Raw genomic sequence first — 24,455 nt, 5'->3', positions numbered from 1 at the left:
ATGAACAATAATGTTTTATATGAAAAGGAACTCTCCTTCCAGGCTGACAGACGCAGGGCAGGTGTAGAATTCATTAAAATCGTTAGCGACCTGTGGTACGACAAGTCGATTGAGCTTGTTTTATTCAGAAATCAACTTATCGACAGAAACGTTAGCGATATCATTAACCTGCATGAATATGCTGGTGAGTTTGTACAGAAACCAATAAATGTTTTTGATTCGGTAGAGATAGCGCGTGCAATACAGTCATTGGATTTACCACCATCGCGTATTGACATAGGTAAGCTTACTTATGAGTACCACCTTGAAGATGACAAATACAACGACGCTACAGCTTTTGTTGTAGACAAGTTAAAAGACGCCAGACAAAGTAAAAACATACAACCTAAAGATGTTGTTCTTTATGGTTTTGGACGCATAGGACGTTTACTTGCCCGCGAAATGATGTCTAAAATAGGCAAAGGTAACCAGCTACGTTTAAGAGCTATTGTTACCCGCGATAAAAATGACGCTGTTCTTTTAGAGAAAAGAGCATCTCTTTTAAGATGCGACTCTATCCACGGAGATTTCCAGGGATCTGTTACAGCTGACGCAGAAAACAACGCACTTATCATTAACGGAACTACCGTTCACATGATAACTGCAAACGCTCCTGAAGATATTGATTACACTAAATACGGAATTGAAAACGCCCTTTTAATAGACAATACCGGAGCATTTACTAACGAGGAGGCTTTAAGACGTCACTTATCGTCTAACGGTGTTGAGAAAGTTTTATTAACAGCTCCCGGTAAAGGTGTACCAAACATTGTTTACGGTGTAAACCATAATGAATATAATCCTGAAGAAGTAGATATTTATTCTGCGGCTTCTTGTACAACTAATGCCATTACCCCTATCCTAAAAGCCGTAGAAGATACTTTAGGAGTAGTAAAAGGCCACTTAGAAACTATTCACGCTTACACTAACGACCAAAATCTTGTGGATAACATGCACAAGAAATACCGTCGTGGCAGAGCTGCTGCCCTTAATATGGTTATTACAGAAACAGGTGCAGGCAGTGCAGTTGCAAAAGCACTTCCTTCATTAGCAGGTAAACTTACTTCAAACGCTATTCGTGTACCGGTTCCAAACGGATCACTTGTAGTACTTAACCTTGAAGTAAACAAAGAAACTTCTGTTGAGGAAATAAACAACATCATGAAACATTACGCTCTTGAAGGTGAACTTGTAGAGCAAATTAAATATTCTTTAAACAATGAACTTGTATCGTCTGATATTGTTGGAACATCTGCTCCTTCAATTTATGACAGCAACGCTACAATCGTTTCTGCAGATGGTAAGAACATTGTATTATATGTATGGTATGATAACGAATACGGTTACAGCCACCAGGTAATACGCCTGGCTAAATACATCGCCAAAGTAAGGAGGTACACTTATTATTAATAGATGCGGACAGCTGCGGAAACGCAACTGGAAAAGCCGGCCCAAAAGGCCGGTTTTTTTTATGCCTTTTATGAATCAATAGTTATAACAAAACCAGAAAGCATAAAAAAACTCCCGGACAAGCCGGGAGTTTCTATTATTACTATTTCTTTACCTTAATTATGCGTTAGCCGCAGCGATAAGGTTTAGAGCAGAACCAGCTACAAACCAGCCAATTTGACCTTCGTTGTATGAGTGGTTAGCCATGATTACATCTTTAGATCCATCTTTGTGAATAACTTCTAAAGTAAGTTGCTTGTTAGGAGCAAACTCTTTAAGGTCAACAAAGTTGAAAGTATCACCCTCCTGGATTTTATCATAATCTGCTTCGTTAGCAAAAGTTAACGCAAGCATACCTTGTTTTTTAAGGTTTGTTTCGTGAATACGTGCAAACGATTTTACAAGTACTGCTCTTACACCAAGGTGTCTTGGCTCCATTGCAGCATGCTCACGAGAAGAACCTTCACCGTAGTTATGGTCACCCACAACAACAGAAGGAACACCTGCAGCTTTGTAATCACGTTGTACAGCAGGAACTGCATCATACTCACCTGTTAATTCGTTTTTCACTGAATTTGTTTTCATATTGAAAGCGTTTACAGCACCAATTAACATGTTGTTAGAAATATTATCAAGGTGACCACGGAAACGTAACCAAGGACCAGCCATAGAGATGTGATCTGTAGTACATTTTCCAAACGCTTTAATAAGCAGTTTTGCACCTATAATATTCTCACCATCCCAAGGAGTGAAAGGAGCTAAAAGCTGAAGACGCTCAGACTCAGGACTAACAACAACCTGAACTTTAGAACCGTCTACTGCCGGAGCCTGATACCCAGGATCTTCAGCATCAAATCCTTTTGGAGGAAGTTCGTTTCCTGTTGGCTCGTCAAGCATTACTTCTTCACCATCCTCATTGATAAGTTTATCAGTAAGCGGGTTAAATCCTAAATCACCTGCAATAGCAAGAGCTGTTACAAGCTCAGGAGATCCAACGAAAGCTAATGTATTAGGGTTACCATCGGCACGTTTAGAGAAGTTTCTGTTAAACGAGTGAACGATAGTATTTCTTTCTTCTTTTTCAGCACCTTCACGATCCCACATACCAATACATGGTCCGCAGGCATTAGCAAATACTGTAGCACCAATCTTATCAAAAGTATCGATAAAACCATCGCGTTCTATAGTATAACGTACCACTTCAGAACCAGGAGTGATCGTGAATTTAGCTTTAGTCTTAAGCTTTTTATCAGCAACCTGTTTTGCAAGAGAAGCAGAACGTGAAATATCTTCGTAAGAAGAGTTAGTACATGAACCGATAAGTCCTACCTGCACCTGTAAAGGCCAGTCATTCTTAACAGCCTCTTCTCTCATTTTAGAGATAGGAGTAGCTAAATCCGGAGTGAAAGGACCATTTAAGTGTGGCTCAAGCTCCGAAAGGTTAATTTCAATTACCTGATCAAAGTACTGCTCCGGGTTAGCATAAACCTCATCATCAGCAGTAAGGTATTTAGCAACAGATTTAGCTGCGTCAGCAACATCAGCTCTGTTTGTAGCTCTTAGGTAACGGTCCATAGACTCATCATAACCAAATGTAGAAGTAGTAGCACCTACCTCTGCACCCATGTTACAGATAGTACCTTTACCAGTACAAGACATTGCTTTTGCACCTTCACCAAAATATTCTATTACAGCACCGGTACCACCTTTTACAGTAAGGATTCCGGCAACTTTAAGGATTACGTCTTTAGGTGCAGTCCAACCTGATAATTTACCGGTTAACTTAACACCAATTAATTTAGGGAATTTAAGCTCCCATGCCATACCTGACATTACATCTACGGCATCAGCACCACCCACACCAATTGCAAGCATACCTAAACCACCTGCATTTACCGTGTGAGAGTCAGTACCAATCATCATACCTCCTGGGAAAGCATAGTTTTCTAAAACTACCTGGTGAATAATACCTGCACCCGGTTTCCAGAAACCAATACCATATTTGTTTGAGATAGAAGAAAGGAAATCAAAAACCTCATTACTTTGCTCTTTAGCACGTTTTAAGTCGGTTTTTGCATCAATTTTTGCCTGGATAAGGTGATCACAGTGTACAGTAGTAGGAACAGCAACTTTACTTTTTCCTGCATGCATAAACTGTAATAAAGCCATTTGAGCTGTAGCATCCTGACAAGCTACCCTGTCCGGAGCAAAATCCACATAGTCTTTACCTCTTGTAAAAGCCTGTGAAGGCACACCTTCCCACAGGTGGGAATATAAAATCTTTTCAGAAAGTGTAAGAGGACGACCTACAAGCTCACGCGCTTTATCAACACGCTCTGCCATGTTCTCATACACCTTTTTGATCATTTCAATATCAAAAGCCATAATAAGTATATTAATGTTCGTTTGTAAAAAGTGTGTAAATTTACTGATTCTTCTATCAATTAAAAAATTTTTATTGATTCTTTAATTTCTGAGAATAATTATTTATAAACATTCTATTATAATACAGATATCACAATAAAATTAAGAAGTTAACCCAAATATTTAGGAATTCTTAATTTTTTCACTCTATATTGCTAATTTGAAAAAAAAGCACCTTATAAAATAAAAAAAAGCCATTCCTGATATACAGAAATAGCTTTTATATCATTTAAATTAAACTTAATTAATAAGTTATGGTAAGCTCGTTCTCATTATATCTGGATTCTGCAACGGCATATTTATAAACCATTGCGACAGCCATTAAAAAGCCTGCTCCAAATACAATAACATTAAAAATAAGCTGTGTGGAAGAACCTGATTCCCTATAACCAGAAAACGCATTCAACAGCATATAAACCGAAAATAAAGTCAGCACATTACCATATAAAAGTCCTAACAATTTATGTTTGTAGAAAACCTGTAGGAAAATTAACCAGGTAATTAAGAGAGCTAAATAATTATTATACCCGTTTGTATAATAATCATTAATAATCGTAAAGGCTCCCAGTCCTATATAATAGAACTCAGGGATTGTTTCAAGTAATTTTTTCATATTTATACAGATGCAGTGTAAATATATAATATAAAACGAAACTTTTACCTGAACATTGTTAAAAAGTATTCACTTTTTATTAACAATTTAATAACAATTGAGTGAGTTTAAAGAATTTCTCACAAAAACAAGTCATAAATAAAAAAAGCTGTTTAAAACAGCTTTTTAATTATCATTTCTTCGGTAATCCCTTCGGCGTCAGCCTTATAATTCTTTATAATCCTATGCCTTAATATTCCTGTAGCAACTGCCTGAACATCTTCAATATCCGGTGAATATTTACCGTTTAGTGCAGAATGTGTTTTTGCTGCCAAAATAAGATTTTGAGAAGCCCTTGGCCCTGCACCCCAATCCAGATAGTTTTTAACATAATCATCAGCATACACATTATCCGGCCTTGTTTTACTTACCAGTTTAACTGCATATTCAATTACATTATCAGCAACAGGAATTCTCCTGATAAGATGCTGAAACTCTAATATTTCATTAGCCGTAAATAAAGGGTTTATTGTTTGTGTAGTATCTGCAGTTGTACTTTTCACCACCTGAACCTCCTCTTCAAAAGTAGGATAGTCTAGCTTTATTGCAAACATAAAACGGTCCAACTGCGCTTCAGGAAGAGGATAAGTTCCCTCCTGCTCAATAGGGTTTTGTGTAGCAAGTACAAAATAAGGAAGCGAAAGTTTATGATGGTGCCCGGCAATAGTAACTGCCTTTTCCTGCATTGCTTCCAGTAGCGCTGCCTGTGTTTTAGGTGGTGTACGGTTTATCTCATCCGCTAAAATAATATTAGAGAAGACAGGTCCCTTTATAAACTTAAACTGTCTGTTCTCATCGAGTATCTCACTACCTAATATATCAGAAGGCATCAAATCGGGTGTAAACTGTATACGTTTAAAATCAAGCCCTAATGCCTGAGAAATTGTATTAACCATTAATGTTTTAGCCAGCCCTGGTACTCCTACAAGAAGCGCATGTCCTCCGGCAAAAATGCTAAGTACAATTTGATTTACTACTTCTTCCTGACCTACAATTATTTTTGCAATTTCTTTTTTCAGTGCCGCTTGTTTCTGCACTAAATCCTGTATCGCTGCTACGTCTGACATAAATGGTTAATGGATTAAAGTTTTAATTAGGGACAATCCGTAACTCCAAACTTAAAAATATTTTTAGTGCTAACCTAAAAATACAGGAAATACCTTATGATTATTTTTTCATCCAGTTATTAGTAAACTGGCAGCTTTGATACTCCTCTGCAATTTTAACATAGGTTTCTTTTATCTTTTCTTCCGACCATTTTTTAATTTCAAGAATCTGCTTTTCTTTCAGGGCAAGATCTTTAATTTTAAGGTAATCATCAGAGTAGCTTGCCTTATGTTCCGGATAACGGTTAGCAACTGACATGATTTTATATGAAATACCTGCTCTTGGGTCATTTTCCCTAAAAGGTTCAGTTATCTCCCCATCTTTAAGTTCATACACTTTCGTGTAGATTTCAGATGGCAGGTTAGTCAGCTCAAAGCGTGTTTCAAGAGTTCTTGGATTCATTAAAAGACCTCCGCTGTTTCTTGTTTCCTTTTCATCCGACTCAGATCTTGCTGCATCGGCAAAGGATATCTCTCCTGAAAGAATACGCTGACGTATATGTTCAATTTTATTTTTAGCGTCTGTTTCTGCCTGCTTAGATACTTTGGGCTTCATTAATATATGCCTTACATCAAGTTCCTGTCCTCTTATTTTCTCTACATAGATAAGGTGGTAACCAAATTCAGTCTCAACCGGATCTGATATCTCCCCTTCTTCAAGGCTAAAGGCTACATCCTTAAATTCTTTTACAAACGGAGTCTTTCTTGTCATTTTGTAAAAACCTCCTGAAGAACTAGATCCCGGGTCTTCCGAATATAATACTGCTTTACTATAAAAGCTGTCTCCGTTTTCAACATCCTTCTTAATCTGATTAAGCCTGTCTATTACTTTTTGTTTCTCTTCTTCAGAAATCACCGGTTTTACAACAATTTGTGCTATCTCCATTTCCGCCCCAAAGAAAGGCCTGTCTTCCTCTCCAAATTTAGAGAAGAATATTCTCACTTCTTCCGGGGTAATTTCTACTTCATCAATTACTTTTTTCTGCATCTGTTCGGTAAGTTTCTGATTTTTTATCATCTCAAAAAGCTCATCCTTAAATGATGACAGATCTTTTTTCTTGAAATATTCTACCATTTTATCTGCAGAACCTAATCGCTCAACAAAAAAATCTATCTGCTGCTGCATTCTTTCGTTAACCTCTGCATCACTTACAATAATACTATCCTGTATTGCCTGGTGTGCATACAGTTTGTCTTCCATAAGCTTTCCTAACAGTTCACAACGTGTAATATCTTTAGTATTTACCTTTTCAGCCTCAAGCTCTTTATACATCAAATCGATATCAGAATCCAAAACCACAAAATCTCCTACAACAGCCACAACACCATCTACTTTTAACCTGCCTTTTTTAGGCGCAGGTTTAACTGTATCCTGAACAACTTCTTCTTTAATTATTTCCTGAGCATTAACACTCCCAAATAACATACAGTTTAAAGCCAGTAATAAAGCAAACCTGTTATTTATAAATTTCATAGTCTCTATTTTTAATCGCATCATCCGTTATATCTTTTTCGATCTTTTTAATTAACTCAAACTTCCTTCCGTTTATTATAAGCTGTTCTAAAGTTGGCTTAATATATTCAAAAGGCGATATTTCATTCCTGTCTAAAACCTTCGACACCTTTACCAGATAAACATCTGTAGAATCAGGGTACTGATAAGAAACACCCGTACTTATATATTTATCCCTGTTATCGGGAGTAATAAAAGGTAGTTTCCTGTATACCTGATTCATATCTACCCAGGTAGTATCATTAAAGGCATAACTCTTAAACTGAATAGCTATATCACTAAGCGCTTTAATATCTGCCTTTTTGCCACTTACAAATTTGTCTCTTACAGAAGCAAATTTAGGGTGATCTTTTTGCAGGTGTATATATTTTAGTTTAACCAAAGTACCCGTAGTCCTGAAGTTTACCTTATTAGCTTCATAATAAGTCTTTAACTCCTCTTCAGAAACTGCCGTATCAATACTCTGCTTAACTATTTCTTCTACATATCCCTTTGTGTACAGGTCAATTTTATACTGCCTTACCAACTCGTTATAAGTCTCCTGTTTATCTCCGCTAAGATTAAGTTCGGCTGCATCATAAAGTAATTTTTGTGTAGCCCACCTGTCTATATAGCTTTTTACTATTGCTAAACTGTCTTCTTTAGAAGTACCTTCAGGCACAAGGTTTCTTATCTCCTCTTCATATAAATAGGAGTCGTTAACCCTTGCTACTGCATGCGGCTTGGCTTCTTTTTTAAAATAATCGCATGAAGCAAATGCCACCACAGTAAATAAAAACAGTACCGTTTTTTTAATCATTACTGGTTAAGCTGTTTTTTAACTTTAGCAAAAACATCCTGATTTACCTTAACAGTAAACTCTTTTTCAAGATTATCAATCCAGGTACTCTCTAAGTACTGCTGATAATCGTTAACAACGCGCCCTTTGCACTCGTCAAGAGTTTTAGCTGTTACAGGCAATACTTTGTTTACTTTTAATACATAATAGTAATTACCTTCATTAATGATGTCGCTTACTCCTGTTTTCCATTTATCCATTTGAGGAAGCGCTTTGCTGTCCTGAGGAAAAACACCCGATTTTTCTATTACACTAACTTTATCCTTAGTGTTTAGTTCACCTTTAATGTAAGCGGCATCTTTATTCTTTTTAAGATACTTTCTTGCCTGCTCCACAACACTTTTATCAGTAGAAGAGTATATTTCTGCATCTACCCTGTCACCCCACTGATAATCTTTTATATGTGCGTGATAATAATTTTGAAGCCCAACAGTATCGTTTTTAGCTTTCTCCCAAATTTCTTTCTCCATCAAGTCAAAAAGAAGTAAGCCATCTCTGTACTCCTGCATAACAGCAGCAAAGTCAGGAAACTCTTCTTCTAAGTGAGCATCATAATAAGCCTTCAGTTTGTCTGAACTGAATTTATCATACAATATCTCTACCAGTCTTGAAACCGGTTTTGCAGTAATACCGCTTTTTTGCTGAGAGTTTACATATTCAAGAAAATCCCAGGCAGTATACTTTTTATCATTATTAATTGTAAGCAAGGTAGTATTATAAGCATCAGCACTTTTAGGAAGCATCCATTTTACAGTATAAAAATCATCGTTTACAGCTGCCTTAGCTTTAGCATACATTGCTTTATCTGTAACTAAAGGATATTGTTTTTTAAGCTTTTCTGTCATAGCAGCAGCTATTACAGTAGAACGGTCGTCTTTTGCTACCCTTGCTTCAATATCGCTTTTCATTTCATCAAAGCTCTTTAGCGGATGCTTTTCAATAAGTTTTACTATATGCCATCCAAATTTTGTTTCAAAAGGCTTAGTATAATCTCCCGCTTTCTTTAATAAAAAAGCCTTATCCTCAAATTTTACAGAAGCTAAAGTCCCTGAACTGAATTTATCTAAAACTCCTCCTTTACCATTAGTATAGGCATCCTGAGAAAATTGTTTTGCCAGTTCTGCAAAATCTTCACCCTGCTTTAATTTCTGGTAAATCTCCTCAACACGGGTTTTTACTTTAGCCATCTCTGCAGCATTAAGAGTATCTTTTGGCTTAGCTATCATAATATGAGCTACTGTAACTTCTCCCCTGTATGGCCTAACATCTTCTACTTTAATAAGGTGATAACCAAATCGGGTTCTTATTGGCATAGAAATTTGTCCTTTAGGAGTATTGTATGCTCCGGTTTCAAAAGGATAAACCATTCTTAAAGCAGAAAAGTACCCTAACTCACCTTTATTTTCAGTAACCGAAGAATCTTCAGAATACTTTAAGGCTAACTTACCAAAATCTTCTCCTGCCAATGCCTTTTTCCTTATATCCATTACTTTTTGATAAAGCTTTAATGTGTCTGCAGGTAAAGCATTCTCATCTATCTGAAATAAAATATGGGATGCCTTTATTTCTTTCTGCATACGATCATAAGCTTCTTTTACCAACTCATCTGTAACTTCCCTGTCTATTAAGTAATTTTTAGAAAGCTGAGTGCGGTAATTTTTAAGCTCCATCTGATACTTTTTATTATCCTGAAGCCCTAACTCGTAAGCCTTATTTACCTTTAACTTATATCCTATAAAAAGATCAATATAGTTATCAAGATCCTTTTGAGAATCATCTTTTACCAAATCAAGGTTTTTCTTGTATACCCTAATGAATTCGTCTGTATAATATGGATTGTCGTTAACTGTAAATAATACTTCTTTTTGTGTTTTTTGTGAAAAAGAAAGTGAAGATGCGCAAAGAGCAACTCCTAATAGAACCTTTTTTAATTTCATTATCAAATTATTTGTAACGCTATAATACGGTTAAGTAAACGCAGGGTATTATAAAAAATTATATTACCTGCTTTTTTGCAACCAACAAAAATAACAATTCGCAAAGATTAAACAACATTATTTGTGTTAATAGCAAACATTATACTTAATAAATACAGCAAGGGCACCCTTGTGGGGTGCCCTGCCATCAAAATCAACTTAAACAACTTAAGCTAAAATCACTTCTTCACTATAATAAAATCTGACCTTCTGTTTAATGCGTGTTCTTCTTCGGTACACGGCACACCATTACTGCATTTGTTTTTTAACTGCGTTTCTCCGTAACCTTTAACACTTTCTATTCTTGATGCATCTATACCATGCTCCAGGATATACCTATAAGTAGACTGCGCCCTGTTTTCAGAAAGCGTTATATTATAAGCATCTTTACCTCTTGAGTCGGTATGCGATTCAATCTTGATTACAATAGCAGGGAAGTTTTTCATAATATACACCACCTTATCAAGCTCTTCTGCAGCCTGTGGAGTAATATCCCATTTATCATAATCAAAGTAAATAGGATTGATAGCTACTTTTTCCACATCTCCTTCTTTCTTAACCAAATCATCATAGTTATTAAGCTCAAAATTTACGTCTTTGGTCTCAAAATCATGTTTTTTATCTGTTTGCAATTCCTTCTCTGCTTTTGTATGGTTTGGTTTAGAAGCTTCTACTTTAATTTTAGAATTACACTGAACCTCAACAACATAAGTTCCGTCTTCTTTTGTTTTTGCCGAGTTTACTACATCCCCAAACTCGTCATACACTTTTATGTCTGCCTGGTTTATAGGAACATTGAATTTAGCATTGGTTACCTTACCCGATACCAGTTGTTTGCAAGGTGGCTCCTGTCTTGTAAAATAGTATATATCATCGTCTCCCTTACCTCCTTTACGGCTTGAGGAGAAATATCCGTACTTTTTCTCTTTATCAATGATGTAAGCAAAATCGTCTACATTACTGTTTACAGGTTTTCCAAGATTTTTAGGCTCACTAAACTCCAGTCTTCCGGTAAGTTTGCTTTCAAAAACATCCAGTCCACCTAATCCGTAATGTCCGTCAGAAGAAAAATAAAGCACACTGTCGTTTATAAAAGGAAACATTTCCCTGCCCGAAGTATTTATCTTATCACCAAGGTTTTTAGGATCTCCTAATTTACCGTCGTCAAAAATCTGAGCTACATAAATATCTGTATCTCCATAACCTCCGGGCATGTCAGACACAAAATAGAGCCATTTGCCATCAGCACTTATAGCCGGATGCCCAACCGAATAGTCTTTGCTGTCAAAAGGTAGCTTTTCAGTTTTAGAAAATTTCTCACCTTCAATAACGCCTTTTATAATTTCAAAGTTTCCTGTACCACTTTTATCAGTAATAAGTTTGTCGTTAGGCTTTACAACATTGGCAGAATAATATACCGTTTTCAGGTCGGGCATAAAGGCTATAGTAGCATTATGATATTGTGACTGTTCTTTAGGCAAAAACTTTTTAGCGCTAAACAGCGAGCCGTCCTCAGCATTTCTGTCAGCCACATACAGCTCCAGATAAGGCTGGTCGTTCCATGAGTATATCTTACCTCCTATTTTTGTGGTATCCCTGCTTGAAGAAAAAACAATCTGGTTACCATAAAATGCCGTTCCAAAATCGGCTTTATCACTATTGGATGCCAAATTCGTAACCGTGTAGTTAGACGGTTCGGCATTAATACTATCAAGATATTTTCGCTGATCTATAAATCTTTTAATCAAAACCTGATCTCCCTTATTATCCAGGCGTTTCTTTAAAAGTTCGTCGGCTTTTTTATAATCTTCGGCAGCCCTCAGGGTTTGTATATACCTGTTAAAATAGGTATCATCCATATTATCGGCTAAAATGGTATTGAGTTTAGTATACCATCTTAAGGCACTGCTGTTATTACCCGTAAAATAATAAGCATCGGCAACATGCATTACTGTTTGCGTAGAGGGGGCTGGTTCTTTCTCAAGATATTCCTCATAGGCTTTTGCCGCTTCTACATAGGCAAGGTCTTCAAAAAGGCGATCTGCTTTTTTAAGCTGCCTGTTTTGGGCAAAACCTGATGCTATGCAAAATAATAAGCTGAATAAAAATAATTTTCTCATCATAATTATATTTTTTAGAAGAATCTTGGAGATTTAACACGTTGATTAGGAGGCAGAAGTTCAAATCGTAAAATAACTTCATGAGTACCGTTATTGTACTTATTAAGATTTGTCACAGTATAATCATAAGAATATCCTGCAAAAACACCTCTCGTTATCGGGAACCCTGCTAAGGCACTAACCGAATCGTCCCAACGGTATGAAGCACCTAAAGTTAACCTTTCATACACTAAAAAGTTAGCCGAAAGGTCTACAGTTACCGGCGCACCCGATACTACTTTACCTAAAACAGCAGGTTTAAATTTCAAATTATCAGATAAATCAAACACATAGCCTCCCATAATATAATAGTGCAGCCTGTCTGAAACTGTAGACTCCTGAACATCATCATAATAATCAGAACGGATAAAGCTTGGCACAGAAACACCCGCATACATCCTGTCTGTATAGTAATAAATACCTGCCCCTATTGTGGGAGTAAGCTTATTATTTATGTTACTGTTAAGCAAAGGGTCGCCATCCTGATAATAAATACCTTTAGACCAGTCTATATCCATAACCCTTACACCAGCCTTTAAACCAAATGAAAGGTTAGCATCATATCCTACCGGAATTATATATGCAAAGTTAGCATTGGCAAAAAACTCCTGAGAAGGCCCTAGTTTATCATTAACTACACTTAACCCCAGTCCCATTCTTTCGTTAGCAATTGGAGAATGTATACTGAACGCCTGTGTAGTTGGTGCCCCGTCAAGACCTACCCATTGCGAACGATGTTGCAGTATTCCTTCAAGGTGACCTACAGTACCCGTATAAGCCGGATTAACTGTAAGCGTGTTATACATATACTGGGTGTATTGAGGATCCTGTTGTGCTGTTACTGCAAATGCAGTAAAAAGCAACCCTGTCAGGATATATCTTTTTATAAATTTTGGTGTGATTTTCATACTTAAATATATTTTGTTATTTGATAGTTTAGAGTGGCAGCATAACTGCCACTCTTATCTAAACCATTATTTATCTCATTATATACAACCAGCCTGTTTTAACCTTACCGTCTACCTCCAGTACGTAGTAGTAAGTACCTACAGGAAGTTTCTCTCCTCTTCTAACAGTTCCGTCAACATTTGCAGTTCCGTCCCAATCGTTTTGATAACCTGACGTTTTGTATACAGATGATCCGAATCTGTTAAACACTTCCAGTTTATTATCAGGGTAGAATTCAATACAATCAATCCTGAAGGTATCATTAAGTCCGTCACCGTTTGGCGTAAACTCATTGTAGACTGTTAAACATGATGGCTCTACGAAAGCTGAAGCCTCATTATTATCCAGCAGACTATCTATTGGGTTTGATCCTATAATAAAGGCCACATTTAAATAATCTCCTCCAAACAGCACCTGAGTTACAATCTGTAATACTGCCGATTCTCCCGGATCAAGTTGTGGTATTACCCATATACCTGAAACCTCATCATATGTACCTTCTGTTACAGTATAATCTACAAATTCATAACCGTCCGGCAGCTGTTCACTAACCTCAAGATCAGTAAATGTGCTTTCTCCATCATTAGTTACTGTAATCGTAAAAATAACATTTTCACCTATAAGCGGATTAAAATTGTTAACAGATTTTGTGATTGATAAATCCGAACAACTCACCACATTAACATCCAGTGAACCTTCTACTGTTCCGGCACATCCGTTAGGGTCTGTATAAGAAACTGATATATTACCGGCACCTATTGATGTCCAGATAACTGCAGCCGTATTATCTGTAGCTGTACCGCCTTCCACAATTACTCCTCCTGTTACTGTCCAAACATAATCTGTATTACCTGCTTCGGTAGTATAAACCATTTCGGCACCATAACATGTCCTAGGGTCAGGGTTGGTTATTGTCGCTTCTGCTGTACCAAATATATTAACCGTTACAGCTAACCTTACAAGACTTTCACATCCTCCGTTTATAATTGAAGCGTAATAAACACCTCCATCGGTTAACGGAGTATCTGTTGGCAGTGGTGTTCCCCCTGTTGAAGAAGAGTACCATACCACACCAGCCTGGTTAGCCTGTAAATCGGCAACTGTTGGCATATCAACCGCACAGAAATCCTGAGTAGTATCATTAGTAGTTGGAGTAATACCATTATTTACATTAACTGTTATTTCCAACCTGTCTATATTCTCACAACCATTTGCATTAACAAAGGCGGCATAATAGGTCATACCATTTATTAAGGCAGTAGAAGGATCCAGTGGTGCACCTCCTGTTGGCACTGCATAGAATATAGTTCCCACAGGTGACACCTGTATATCTGCTATTGTAGGCATGTCAACCGCACAGAAGTCCTGAGTAGTATCTGTAGTAGTTGGGGTTGTACCACTATCAATCGTTACTGTTACTGCAAGACGAACACTGCTCTCACATCCTGCTATAGATTGTACAGAAGCATAATAAGTGTTTCCGGACACAAGAGCTGTTCCAGGAGCAACTACGTTTCCTCCGGTTGCGGCATCGTACCAGGTAACGTTAGGTTCGTTAACCTGAATATCGGCTACAGTAGGCATATCAATTGCACAGAACGTTTGAGTGGTATCATTAGTTGTTGGCGTAGTACCACTGTCAACCGTTACTGTTACCGCTAACCTTACAGAACTTTCACATCCGTTAGCATCTGTTATACTTGCGTAATATGTCATTCCGTTAACAAGGGCAGCAGTATCCAGCACCTGTGTCCCTCCGCTTGCCGCAGTGTACCAAATAACCCCGGTTTCATTTACCTGAATATCAGCAACTGTTGGCATGTCAACCGAACAGAATGTCTGATTACTATTAGGGGTTGTTGGTGTAGTACCATTACTTAATGTAACCGTAATAGCCAGCCTCACTAAGCTCTCACACCCTGTAAGAGGATCTGTATATGAAGCGTGGTATATCATACTATCTACAAGCGGTGTACCTGCTGCGATAGCTGTACCTCCTACTGCTGCGTTGTAGAATATTATTCCGGTTTGGTTAACCTGAATATCATCCACAGTAGGGTTATCCGCTGTACAGAACGTTTGTGTAGTATCTGTAGTTGTAGGTGTCATTCCTGTATTAACAGTTACTGTTACCGCTAACCTTACAGAACTTTCACATCCGTTAGCATTTGCAAGGCTTGCATAATAGGTAGTACCATCTGTTAGTAGTGTTGTATCGGCTATAGCTGTACCACCTGTTGCAGCATCGTACCATGTTACTCCGGTTTCATTTACCTGAATATCGCCAACAGTTGGCAATTCAACTGCACAGAAATCCTGAGTAGTATCTGTAGTTGTTGGCGTAGCAGCATCTTCAACAGTAATTGTTACTGCCAGTCTCACTGAACTCTCACAACCAGAAACAGGGTCGGTCAGGCTACCATAGTAAGTTATGCCGTTTACTAAAGCAGTTGTATTTGCGACCACTGTCCCTCCGGTTGGAGCATCGTACCAAACAACTCCGGTTTCATTAACCTGAATATCATTAACTGTTGGTGCATCCACCACACAGAAGTTTTGCGTTGTATCATTTGTCGTCGGTGTAGCAGCATCATCTACATTAACTGTAACTGCTAACCTTACCGAACTTTCACATCCGCTAACCGCATCGGTCAGGCTTGCATAATAAGTTCCGTCTGCCAACGCAGTAGTATTGGCTACCGTATTTCCGCCTGTTGCAGCATCATACCAAACAACTCCGGTTTCATTAACCTGAATATCGGCAACTGTCGGAATATCAACCTGACAGAAATCCTGAGTAGTATCGGTAGTAGTTGGCGTAGCAGCATCGTTTACGTTAACTGTTACCGCTAACCTTACTGAGCTCTCACATCCGTTAATCGCGTCGATCAGGCTTGCATAATAAACCGTTCCGTTAGTAAGGGCTGCCGTATTGGCTATCAGGTTTCCGCCTGTTGCAGCATCATACCATGCCACCCCGGTTTCATTAACCTGAATATCGGCAACTGTCGGCATATCAACCTGACAGAAATCCTGAGTAGTATCGGTAGTAGTTGGTGTAGCAGCATCATTTATTGTTACTGTTACCGCTAGTCTCACAGAACTTTCACATCCGCTAACCGCATCGGTCAGGCTTGCATAATAAGTTCCGTCTGCCAACGCAGTAGTATTGGCTACCGTATTTCCGCCTGTTGCAGCATCATACCAAACAACCCCTGCTTCATTAACCTGAATATCGGCAACTGTTGGCATATCAACCACACAGAAGTCCTGAGTAGTATCAGTAGTAGTTGGTGTGGCTGCATCATTTACTGTCACGGTTACAGCTAACCTCACTGAGCTTTCACAACCGTTAACTGCATCGGTTAGACTACCATAGTATATTCCGTTTGCTAAGGCTGCTGTATTGGCTATCATATTACCATTTGTAGCAGCATCATACCATACTACTCCGGTTTCATTTACCTGAATATCGGCAACTGTTGGCATATCAACCTGACAGAAGTCCTGAGTTGCATCTGTAGTGGTTGGTGTAGCAGCATCATTTATTGTTACTGTTACCGCTAGTCTCACAGAACTTTCACACCCATTAACTGCATCGGTTAGACTGGTATAGTATATTCCGTTTGCTAAAGCTGCTGTACTGGCAATCATATTACCATCTGTAGCAGCATCATACCACACTACTCCGGTTTCATTTACCTGAATATCGGCAACTGTTGGCATATCAACCTGACAGAAGTCCTGAGTAGTATCGGTAGTAGTAGGTGTAGCCGCATCGTTTACTGTTACTGTTACGGCTAACCTCACTGAACTTTCACACCCGTTTACTGCATCGGTTAGACTGGCATAGTATATTCCGTTTGCTAAGGCTGCTGTATTGGCTATCATATTACCGTTTGTAGCAGCATCATACCATACAACACCAGTTTCATTCACCTGGATATCGGCTACTGTTGGCATATCAACCTGGCAGAAGTCCTGAGTAGTATCGGTAGTAGTAGGTGTAGCAGCATCATTTACTGTTACTGTTACCGCTAACCTTACTGAGCTTTCACACCCGTTTACTGCATCGGTTAGACTTGCATAGTATATTCCGTTTGCAAGGGCTGTTGTATTGGCAACTATATTTCCATCTGTAGCGGCATCATACCATACAACACCTGCTTCATTTACCTGAATATCAGCAACTGTTGGCATATCAACCTGACAGAAATCCTGAGTAGCGTCTATTGTAGTTGGCGTAGCAGCATCATTTACTATTACTGTTACCGCTAACCTTACTGAGCTTTCACATCCGCTAACCGCATCGGTTAGGCTTCCATAATATATTCCGTTTGTAAGGGCTGTTGATGCCGATAAAGCTGTTCCACCTGTTGCTGAAGTATACCATAATACTCCGGCTTCGTTAACCTGAATATCGGCAACTGTTGGCATATCAACCTGACAGAAATCCTGAGTCGTATCGGTAGTAGTAGGTGTAGCTGCATCGTTTACTGTTACTGTTACTGCTAACCTCACTGAACTTTCGCATCCGTTAATCGCATCGATTTGGCTTCCATAATAAATTCCGTCTGCAAGAGCTGTTGACGCAGATAAAGCTGTTCCTCCTGTAGCAGACGTATACCAAATCACTCCGGTTTCATTTACCTGAATATCGGCTACTGTTGGCATATCAACTAAACAGAAGTCCTGAGTCACATCATTAGTTGTTGGTGTAGCCGCATCATTTACATTTACTGTTACGGCTAATCTTAATGAACTTTCACATCCTGTAACAGCATTGGTTAAACTTGCATAGTAAATCATTCCGTCTACTAAAGAAGCGCCGTTAGCTACAACACTTCCTCCCGTAGCAGCATCATACCAAATCACTCCGGTTTCATTCACCTGAATATCGGCTACCGTAGATCCATCCACTAAACAGAAGTCCTGAGTAGTATCTGTTGTCGTTGGTGTTGGAGCATTGCTTACATTTACAGTAACAGCCAATCTTACAGAACTTTCACATCCCGTAACAGGGTCAGTTAATACCGCATAGTAAACAGAACCGTCTACAAGTGCTATAGTAGCTGCAACCACATTACCGCCTGTTGCGGCATCATACCAAATCACTCCAGCTTCATTTACCTGAATATCGGCTACCGTAGGACCGTCAACCACGCAGAAATCCTGAGTAGCATTCGTAGTAGTTGGTGTTGCTGCATCACCTACAGTTACTGTAATTGCGAGCCTGTTTTCACTTTCGCAGTTATTCACTGTTTCGAACTGGACTGCATAATATATTGTACCATCTGTAAGTAGTGTAGTGTCCGGAAGAAGATTTCCTCCTGTTGCTGCATCATACCATCTGATATTGGCTTCATTTACTTGAATATCGGCCAATGTAGGCATATCTACTACACAAAACAGTTGTGTAGCATTTGTTGTAGTAGGTGTTGCTACCGGATTAATTAAACACGGATCACATATTAAACCTGTATTATCGTAGTTGTCGTTATAGTAGTCGTCCATAACAAATACATCGGCAACATAATTGTTGAAGTCTCCTCCTAACATACCAGAATCTGTAGACTGCGGATCGGTATCATTATTAAATAATCTTACTCCGTCTGCACAACAGGTAGTATTAGGTAACACAAATGTAAATAACAGCAGTTCGTTACCTGCTACAAAATCAAACGCAGAACCATCTGTTGCTATAGCGTGATAATCATTTGCCGTATCGGCAGCAGGTGCATATACCTGCGAAGCATCCAGCCATACACCTCCGTTAACCGAAGTTACCACTAGGGCCTGATTATCTACAGAGGCTGGTAACACAACCGAAATCTGGCTACCTGCCGATATAAAGAAGTCGCTTGTCGAGAAGTTAGGCAAAGCATATACTTCATAAGTACATGTGGCAGGATCAAATCTTACAGTAAAGTCTATCATAGGATCTACCGTACAGGCAGGGCTGGTAGGGTTAGGGTCACAAGGGTTTAGCGGATTGCTTCCACCAGTAACCTCATCACCATCATTAATTCCGTCACCATCAGTATCCGGATTTGTAGGGTTAGTTCCTAAAGCGCTCTCTTCGCTATTAGTAAGGCCATCCCCATCCTGATCACAAGGCCCTGCTCCCACATTAGGGTCACAAGGGTTTAGAGGATCTGTTGTATTTGTAACCTCATCACCATCTAACAAACCATCTCCGTCTGTATCTGCTAACGTAGGATTTGTTCCAATCAAGGCTTCCTCAGCATTGGTTAGACCATCATTATCCCTATCACAAAGAGGATTATTTAAATTTGGGCTACAGGCACTGAGCGGATCGGTACCATTTGTTATCTCACTACCGTCATTAATACCGTCTCCATCTGTATCAGGGTTTGTTGGGTCTGTACCATATATGGCTTCCTGAGTATTGTTAAGTCCGTCACCATCCTGATCACAGGCACCTGCTGTATTATCAGGTACACACGGATTATTATCATCAGGATCGGTACCTGCAGGAGAACCGTCTCCGTCAGCATCCGTCGGGCAACCTCCCGTTGGTACAGGACTACAAGAATCTAAGGGGTTGCTTCCCCCTATAACCTCATCACCGTCATTTATTCCATCGCCATCTGTATCAGGATTTGTAGGATTAGTACCTATTAAAGCTTCTTCCGAATTATTTAATCCGTCACCATCCTGATCACAGGTAGCAAAATTGGCATTTGGCACACACGGGTCATTGTCATCGGGGTCTGTACCCTCGGCAACACCGTCTCCATCATTGTCCACCACTCCGCATGATGTACCTGAATTATTGTAGTTTACGCCATAATAATCCTGAAGATCAAAAACATTACCCATGTAATTGCCAAAATCAGCTCCGTTCATTCCCGTATCGGAAGGACCCGGATCTGCTGAATTATTATAGATACGCACATCGTTTACACAGCCTGCGGCTAAAGTAAAACGGAAAAGCAACAGCTCATCTCCGTCAACTAGATTTATATTAGAACCGTTTGTGGCGATACCATGAAAATCTTTTTCAGAAGCTGCTCCGGGTGCATACACCTGTGAGTTGTCAGACCATGGCCCCCCGGCAACAGTTGTTATTGCAAGTGCACCATCAGTAACAGAAGCCGGAAGGACAACTGTTATCTGACTACCGCCTGCCAGAAAGAAATTATTCTGGGTAAAATCAGGCCTTGCATACACTTCATACGTGTTCGTTGCCGAAACATATTTCAGGGTAAGGTCTATTTGCTGCGAATACATTTGTTGTGCGGAAAACAACAATGTTACGAGCAATAATATTTTAAGTAGAAAACTTCTCATACGCTATCAGTATATAATTAAAAATAATTTTGTAAAAATGGTGTGCTACTCCCAGTACTCCATTTTATTGGGGGATCTGCTCTATCATATTATTGTAGTTGTTTAAAAGACTTGTATTTAAAGGGTATGTTAATACTGAATTTTGCATTACCTGCCTTTCATTATTGATACCATCATATTTTATTTTTCCATCCATATTTATATCTCCCGACAGGTAGCCAACAGCTTCGTAATTTAATACCTGACCTGTATTACTCACATGAGAAAGCACCTGGCTTCCCATTGTTTGTCTGTCGTTATTTACACCGTCATATTTTATTTTTGTATCGTAGTTGGCATTACCGGCATAAAGTGCCCTGCCTACATAGCCTGTTATGTTTATATTATTCATAGCCACATTGTCAGGGCTTGAAGGCAAATGATATATCTGTGCATCTATAAAGGCTGTAAAGTCTACAGTGGCCGACCCCATTGAAGCCGTTACCGGACTTGATGTCATGGCCCCAAAATGGTTTCTGTGTTTTACCGAAACATAAAATGTTTCCGGCATGGAAGTTAACTTGAATGCGCCTCCCGTTGCAGAATCAACTATATCACCGTCACGCTGTAATAATGCCGAATGTGTTTCAAGTATGGTTGTCTCATCTGCAGCATCTCTTATTTCTACAAATATCCAGTCTACAATTGCATCACCTGTACCATCGTTAGCATCTAAAACTGTACTGTTTGTTGTTTCATTTCCTGCATTATTTACATGAGTAAATCTTGTATTCAATGCACTGTTGTAGGGCTGATTTGTAGGGATTAATCCTGCCGTCCTTAAATCATCACGCATCAATCCGTCTGATGTTGCTGATAAGGCACCCTGTAGCATTACTTTTATATTAAGTGCAATATCGCATGATGTGGTAAGTGTTACCATTACAGGAAGTCTTGAAGTACTCTCACAACCTGTAACTCCGTCTGTATAAGAAGCATAATAGGTTGTATTGTTTACCAAAGCTGTACCTGTCGATAATGCAGAACCTCCTGAAGAGGCTGCATACCATGTTATATTGCTTTCATTTATCTGAATATCGCTAAGTGTAGGATTATCATACCCACAAAACTCCTGAGTATCATCAACAGTGGTAGGTGCCGAAGCGTTGTTTATGGTTACTGTTACTGCCAGTCTTACTGAACTTTCACAGCTATTTTGTGTTAATGAACCATAATAAGTTGTACCATCAACTAAGGCTGTACCTCCGGTAACTACACTACCTCCGGTAGCTGCTGTATACCAGGTAACAGTACCGCCAGAAGCTGTCAAATCAGCAACTGCGGGACTGTCTATTGCACAAAAAGTCTGAGCAGCATCTCCTGTAGGGGTTGCAGCATCGTTTACGGTTACCGTGACCGCTAACCTAACTGAACTGGCACATCCTGAACCCCCATCGGTTAAAGATCCGTAATAAGTAGAACCATTCACCAGAGCTGTACTACCAGCTATAGAACTGCCTCCTGTAGCTGCCGTGTACCATGTAACAGTACCTCCTGTTGCAACCAGATTGCTAACTTTAGGACTATCTATAGCACAAAAAGTCTGTTCAGTATCTCCTCCTGGTGTAGCGGCGTCATCTATATTAGCAGTTACCGCAAGCCTTACAGAACTTTCACATCCTGAAACGCCATCAGTAATTGAGGCATAGTATATAGTGCCATCTACTAATGCTGTGCCTGATGATACCACACTACCTCCTGTAGAAGCATTATACCATGTTATTGTGCCTCCTGTAGCAGATAAATTGGCTACCGTAGGATTATTTATAGCACAAAAGTTTTGAGTTGTTGCCCCACCCGGTGTGGCAGCATCATCTATATTAACTGTTACCGCTAAACGGGTTGCACTAATACAGCTGCCTACAACAAGACCTCCATAGTAAGTAGTTCCGTCAGTAAGGGAATCAGTATCACTGTATGCTGTACCTCCTGTAGCTGCATTATACCAAATAACATCCGATTCGTTTGTTGCTAAATCTGCTATAGTTGGATTATCTACCGCACAAAAATCCTGTGTGGCGTCACTTGTTGTTGGTGTAGGTGCATTACCTACGGCTACAGTTACAGCAAATCTTGCTGAACTTGCACAACCTGAAACGCCATCTGTTAATGACCCATAGTAAGTAGTACCATCCGTTAAAGCTGCACCCCCGGCAATTGTACTGCCCCCTGTAGCCGCTGTATACCACGTAACCCCAGCTTCATTTGTAACAAGATCTGCTACTGTAGGACTATCGGCAGTACAAAAACTTTGAGAGGCATCTCCGGTTGGAGTCGCAGCATCATTTATGGTTACTGCTACTGCTAACCGGTTTGCACTGGCACAACCCCCACTGGTTATTGAAGCATAATAAGTAGTACCGTCTGTAAGAGCAGTTCCTCCTGTAAGGACACTACCTCCGGTAGCGGCAGCATACCATGTTATTGTACCTCCTGAAGCAGTAAGATTTGCAACTGTAGGATTATTTATAGCACAAAACTCCTGGGTAGTATCTCCCGTTGGAGTACCCGGATCGTTTATAGTTACTGTAACTGCAAAACGGCTTGAACTGGCACATCCCGAAACTCCGTCGGTAAGTGAACCATAGTAAGTAGAACCATCTGCAAGAGCAACATTTGTAGCAAGGGTACTACCTCCGGTAGCGGTAGCATACCAGCTTACGCCTCCCTCATTAACAATTAAACTTGCTACAGTTGGATTATCTATTTCACAAAATTCCTGTACTGCATCTCCTGTAGGAGTTGCTGCATCATTTATAGTTACTGTAACTGCAAATCGTACAGCACTGGAACAACCTGAAACACCATCTGTTAACGACCCGTAATATGTTGTTGCGGTTGTTAGTGCCGTACCTGCCGTTACAATACTACCTCCTGTGGCAGCATTATACCAGGTTACATTGCTTTCGTTTACATTTAAATCTGAAACTGTTGGATTATCTATGGCACAAAACTCCTGTGTAGCATCTCCTGTTGGAGTATCAGCATCGTTTATGGTAACTGTTACTGCTAATCTTACTGAACTTTCACATCCGTTTACACCATCTGTAATTGAAGCATAATAAGTAGTACCGTCGGTTAAAGCAGTTGTACCGGCTACAACACTACCTCCGGTAGCAGCGCTATACCAGGTTATTGTACCTCCTGAAACAATGATATCGCTTACTTTAGGACTATCAACCAAACAAAAGCCCTGAGTGGCATCTCCGGTTGGGGTTACAACATCATTTATAGTAACCGTTACACCAAATCTTGAAGAACTTTCACATGTTCCCGGTTCTAACGCTCCATAATAAGTAGTTCCATCAGTTAAAGCATCAGTACTGCTGTAGGCAGTGCCGCCACTGGCGGCATCATACCATACAACATCTTCCTCGTTGGTAACCAAATCTGCCACTGTAGGATTGTCTATTTCACAAAAATCCTGAGTAGCATTTCCTGTAGGGGGATCTACACTGGTTGTATTATCGTAGTTTCCGCTATAGTAATCAACAAAAGTGAAGGCATCACCAAAATAGCTGTTAAAGTCCCCTCCCAGCATCCCTGATGCTGTAGAGTCAGGGTCACTGCCATTTTCAAACAACCTCACTCCGGGTGCACAACAGGCACTGCCCGGTAACTCAAAAGTAAAAATCAGCAGTTCCTCTGTAGCAACAAAATTTAGTAAACCTCCGTTTGTTGCTATTGAATGAAAATCACTTGATGTGTCTGCCGCAGGTACGTATACCTGTGAATTATCTACCCATGATAATGATGATGAAGAAGTTACTGTAAGGCTGCTGTTACCAACAGCTGCAGGAAGCACTATTGAAATCTGGCTTCCTCCTGCCACAAAAATATCACCAGTAGTATCTGATGTTGCATATACTTCATAGCTACAGCTAGCCGTGTCGAATTTTATAGTAAACTCAACACTCTGTCCATAGAAATATGTAGTACTTAATAGCATTGTTATTAGTAATGTTATTTTTAGGATAAAACTTTTCATAGGCTTTATT

11 protein-coding genes are annotated in these 24,455 nt (G+C 39.4%); 1 reads left to right on the top strand and 10 read right to left on the bottom strand.

Annotated elements, in window-relative coordinates; translation table 11 throughout:
* Positions 1–1,449, top strand: coding sequence for a glyceraldehyde-3-phosphate dehydrogenase (locus tag NU09_RS12860; protein WP_129751703.1), 1,449 nt, complete (start codon positions 1–3; stop codon positions 1,447–1,449).
* A 159-nt stretch (positions 1,450–1,608) separates the two neighbouring features.
* On the opposite strand, the gene NU09_RS12855 is transcribed toward NU09_RS12860, so the two are convergent.
* From NU09_RS12855 to NU09_RS12810, 10 genes are all read right to left on the bottom strand, one after another.
* Entirely contained in the window at positions 1,609–3,873 is a 2,265-nt protein-coding gene (locus NU09_RS12855) for an aconitate hydratase (protein WP_129751702.1), read from the bottom strand.
* Positions 3,874–4,156: 283 nt separating this feature from the next.
* On the bottom strand, positions 4,157–4,525 hold the full coding sequence (locus NU09_RS12850) for a hypothetical protein (protein ID WP_129751701.1): 369 nt from the start codon (positions 4,523–4,525) through the stop codon (positions 4,157–4,159).
* Positions 4,526–4,677: 152 nt separating this feature from the next.
* Positions 4,678–5,631, bottom strand: a complete 954-nt coding sequence (locus tag NU09_RS12845; protein WP_129751700.1) for an AAA family ATPase — start codon at positions 5,629–5,631, stop codon at positions 4,678–4,680.
* 100 nt (positions 5,632–5,731) lie between these two features.
* Positions 5,732–7,144, bottom strand: a complete 1,413-nt coding sequence (locus NU09_RS12840) for a peptidylprolyl isomerase (protein ID WP_129751699.1) — start codon at positions 7,142–7,144, stop codon at positions 5,732–5,734.
* Positions 7,128–7,982 (bottom strand): hypothetical protein, encoded by an 855-nt coding sequence (locus NU09_RS12835; protein ID WP_129751698.1) that lies wholly within the window; start codon positions 7,980–7,982, stop codon positions 7,128–7,130. The genes NU09_RS12840 and NU09_RS12835 overlap by 17 nt, the downstream gene beginning before the upstream one ends.
* Positions 7,982–9,958: a peptidylprolyl isomerase gene (locus tag NU09_RS12830; protein ID WP_129751697.1), complete on the bottom strand. Its 1,977-nt coding sequence runs from the start codon at positions 9,956–9,958 to the stop codon at positions 7,982–7,984. The genes NU09_RS12835 and NU09_RS12830 overlap by 1 nt, the downstream gene beginning before the upstream one ends.
* Before the next feature lie 218 nt (positions 9,959–10,176).
* Complete coding sequence (locus tag NU09_RS12825) at positions 10,177–12,120, bottom strand: OmpA family protein (protein WP_242501879.1); 1,944 nt, start codon at positions 12,118–12,120, stop codon at positions 10,177–10,179.
* Between the two features lie 11 nt (positions 12,121–12,131).
* The gene (locus NU09_RS12820; protein WP_129751696.1) at positions 12,132–13,064 is read right to left on the bottom strand and encodes a type IX secretion system membrane protein PorP/SprF; all 933 of its coding nucleotides are present in this window, start codon (positions 13,062–13,064) and stop codon (positions 12,132–12,134) included.
* A 70-nt stretch (positions 13,065–13,134) separates the two neighbouring features.
* The gene (locus tag NU09_RS12815) at positions 13,135–20,418 is read right to left on the bottom strand and encodes a gliding motility-associated C-terminal domain-containing protein (RefSeq protein WP_129751695.1); all 7,284 of its coding nucleotides are present in this window, start codon (positions 20,416–20,418) and stop codon (positions 13,135–13,137) included.
* Between the two features lie 64 nt (positions 20,419–20,482).
* Positions 20,483–24,445: a beta strand repeat-containing protein gene (locus NU09_RS12810; RefSeq protein ID WP_129751694.1), complete on the bottom strand. Its 3,963-nt coding sequence runs from the start codon at positions 24,443–24,445 to the stop codon at positions 20,483–20,485.
* Between the last annotated feature and the right edge of the window lie 10 nt (positions 24,446–24,455).

The sequence above is a fragment of the Flavobacterium beibuense genome (genome assembly GCF_004151245.1).
Classification (GTDB): Bacteria; Bacteroidota; Bacteroidia; order Flavobacteriales; family Flavobacteriaceae; genus Flavobacterium; species Flavobacterium beibuense_A.
This window is presented reverse-complemented; position numbering and strand designations above follow the sequence as displayed.

Excerpts from the sequence above, each read along its gene's own strand:
- NU09_RS12860 (WP_129751703.1), top strand. The coding sequence starts at position 1 with ATGAACAATAATGTTTTATATGAAAAGGAACTCTCCTTCCAGGCTGAC.
- NU09_RS12825 (WP_242501879.1), bottom strand. The coding sequence starts at position 12,120 with ATGATGAGAAAATTATTTTTATTCAGCTTATTATTTTGCATAGCATCA.
- NU09_RS12830 (WP_129751697.1), bottom strand. The coding sequence starts at position 9,958 with ATGAAATTAAAAAAGGTTCTATTAGGAGTTGCTCTTTGCGCATCTTCA.
- NU09_RS12810 (WP_129751694.1), bottom strand. The coding sequence starts at position 24,445 with ATGAAAAGTTTTATCCTAAAAATAACATTACTAATAACAATGCTATTA.
- NU09_RS12835 (WP_129751698.1), bottom strand. The coding sequence starts at position 7,982 with ATGATTAAAAAAACGGTACTGTTTTTATTTACTGTGGTGGCATTTGCT.
- NU09_RS12820 (WP_129751696.1), bottom strand. The coding sequence starts at position 13,064 with ATGAAAATCACACCAAAATTTATAAAAAGATATATCCTGACAGGGTTG.
- NU09_RS12815 (WP_129751695.1), bottom strand. The coding sequence starts at position 20,418 with ATGAGAAGTTTTCTACTTAAAATATTATTGCTCGTAACATTGTTGTTT.
- NU09_RS12850 (WP_129751701.1), bottom strand. The coding sequence starts at position 4,525 with ATGAAAAAATTACTTGAAACAATCCCTGAGTTCTATTATATAGGACTG.
- NU09_RS12845 (WP_129751700.1), bottom strand. The coding sequence starts at position 5,631 with ATGTCAGACGTAGCAGCGATACAGGATTTAGTGCAGAAACAAGCGGCA.
- NU09_RS12840 (WP_129751699.1), bottom strand. The coding sequence starts at position 7,144 with ATGAAATTTATAAATAACAGGTTTGCTTTATTACTGGCTTTAAACTGT.
- NU09_RS12855 (WP_129751702.1), bottom strand. The coding sequence starts at position 3,873 with ATGGCTTTTGATATTGAAATGATCAAAAAGGTGTATGAGAACATGGCA.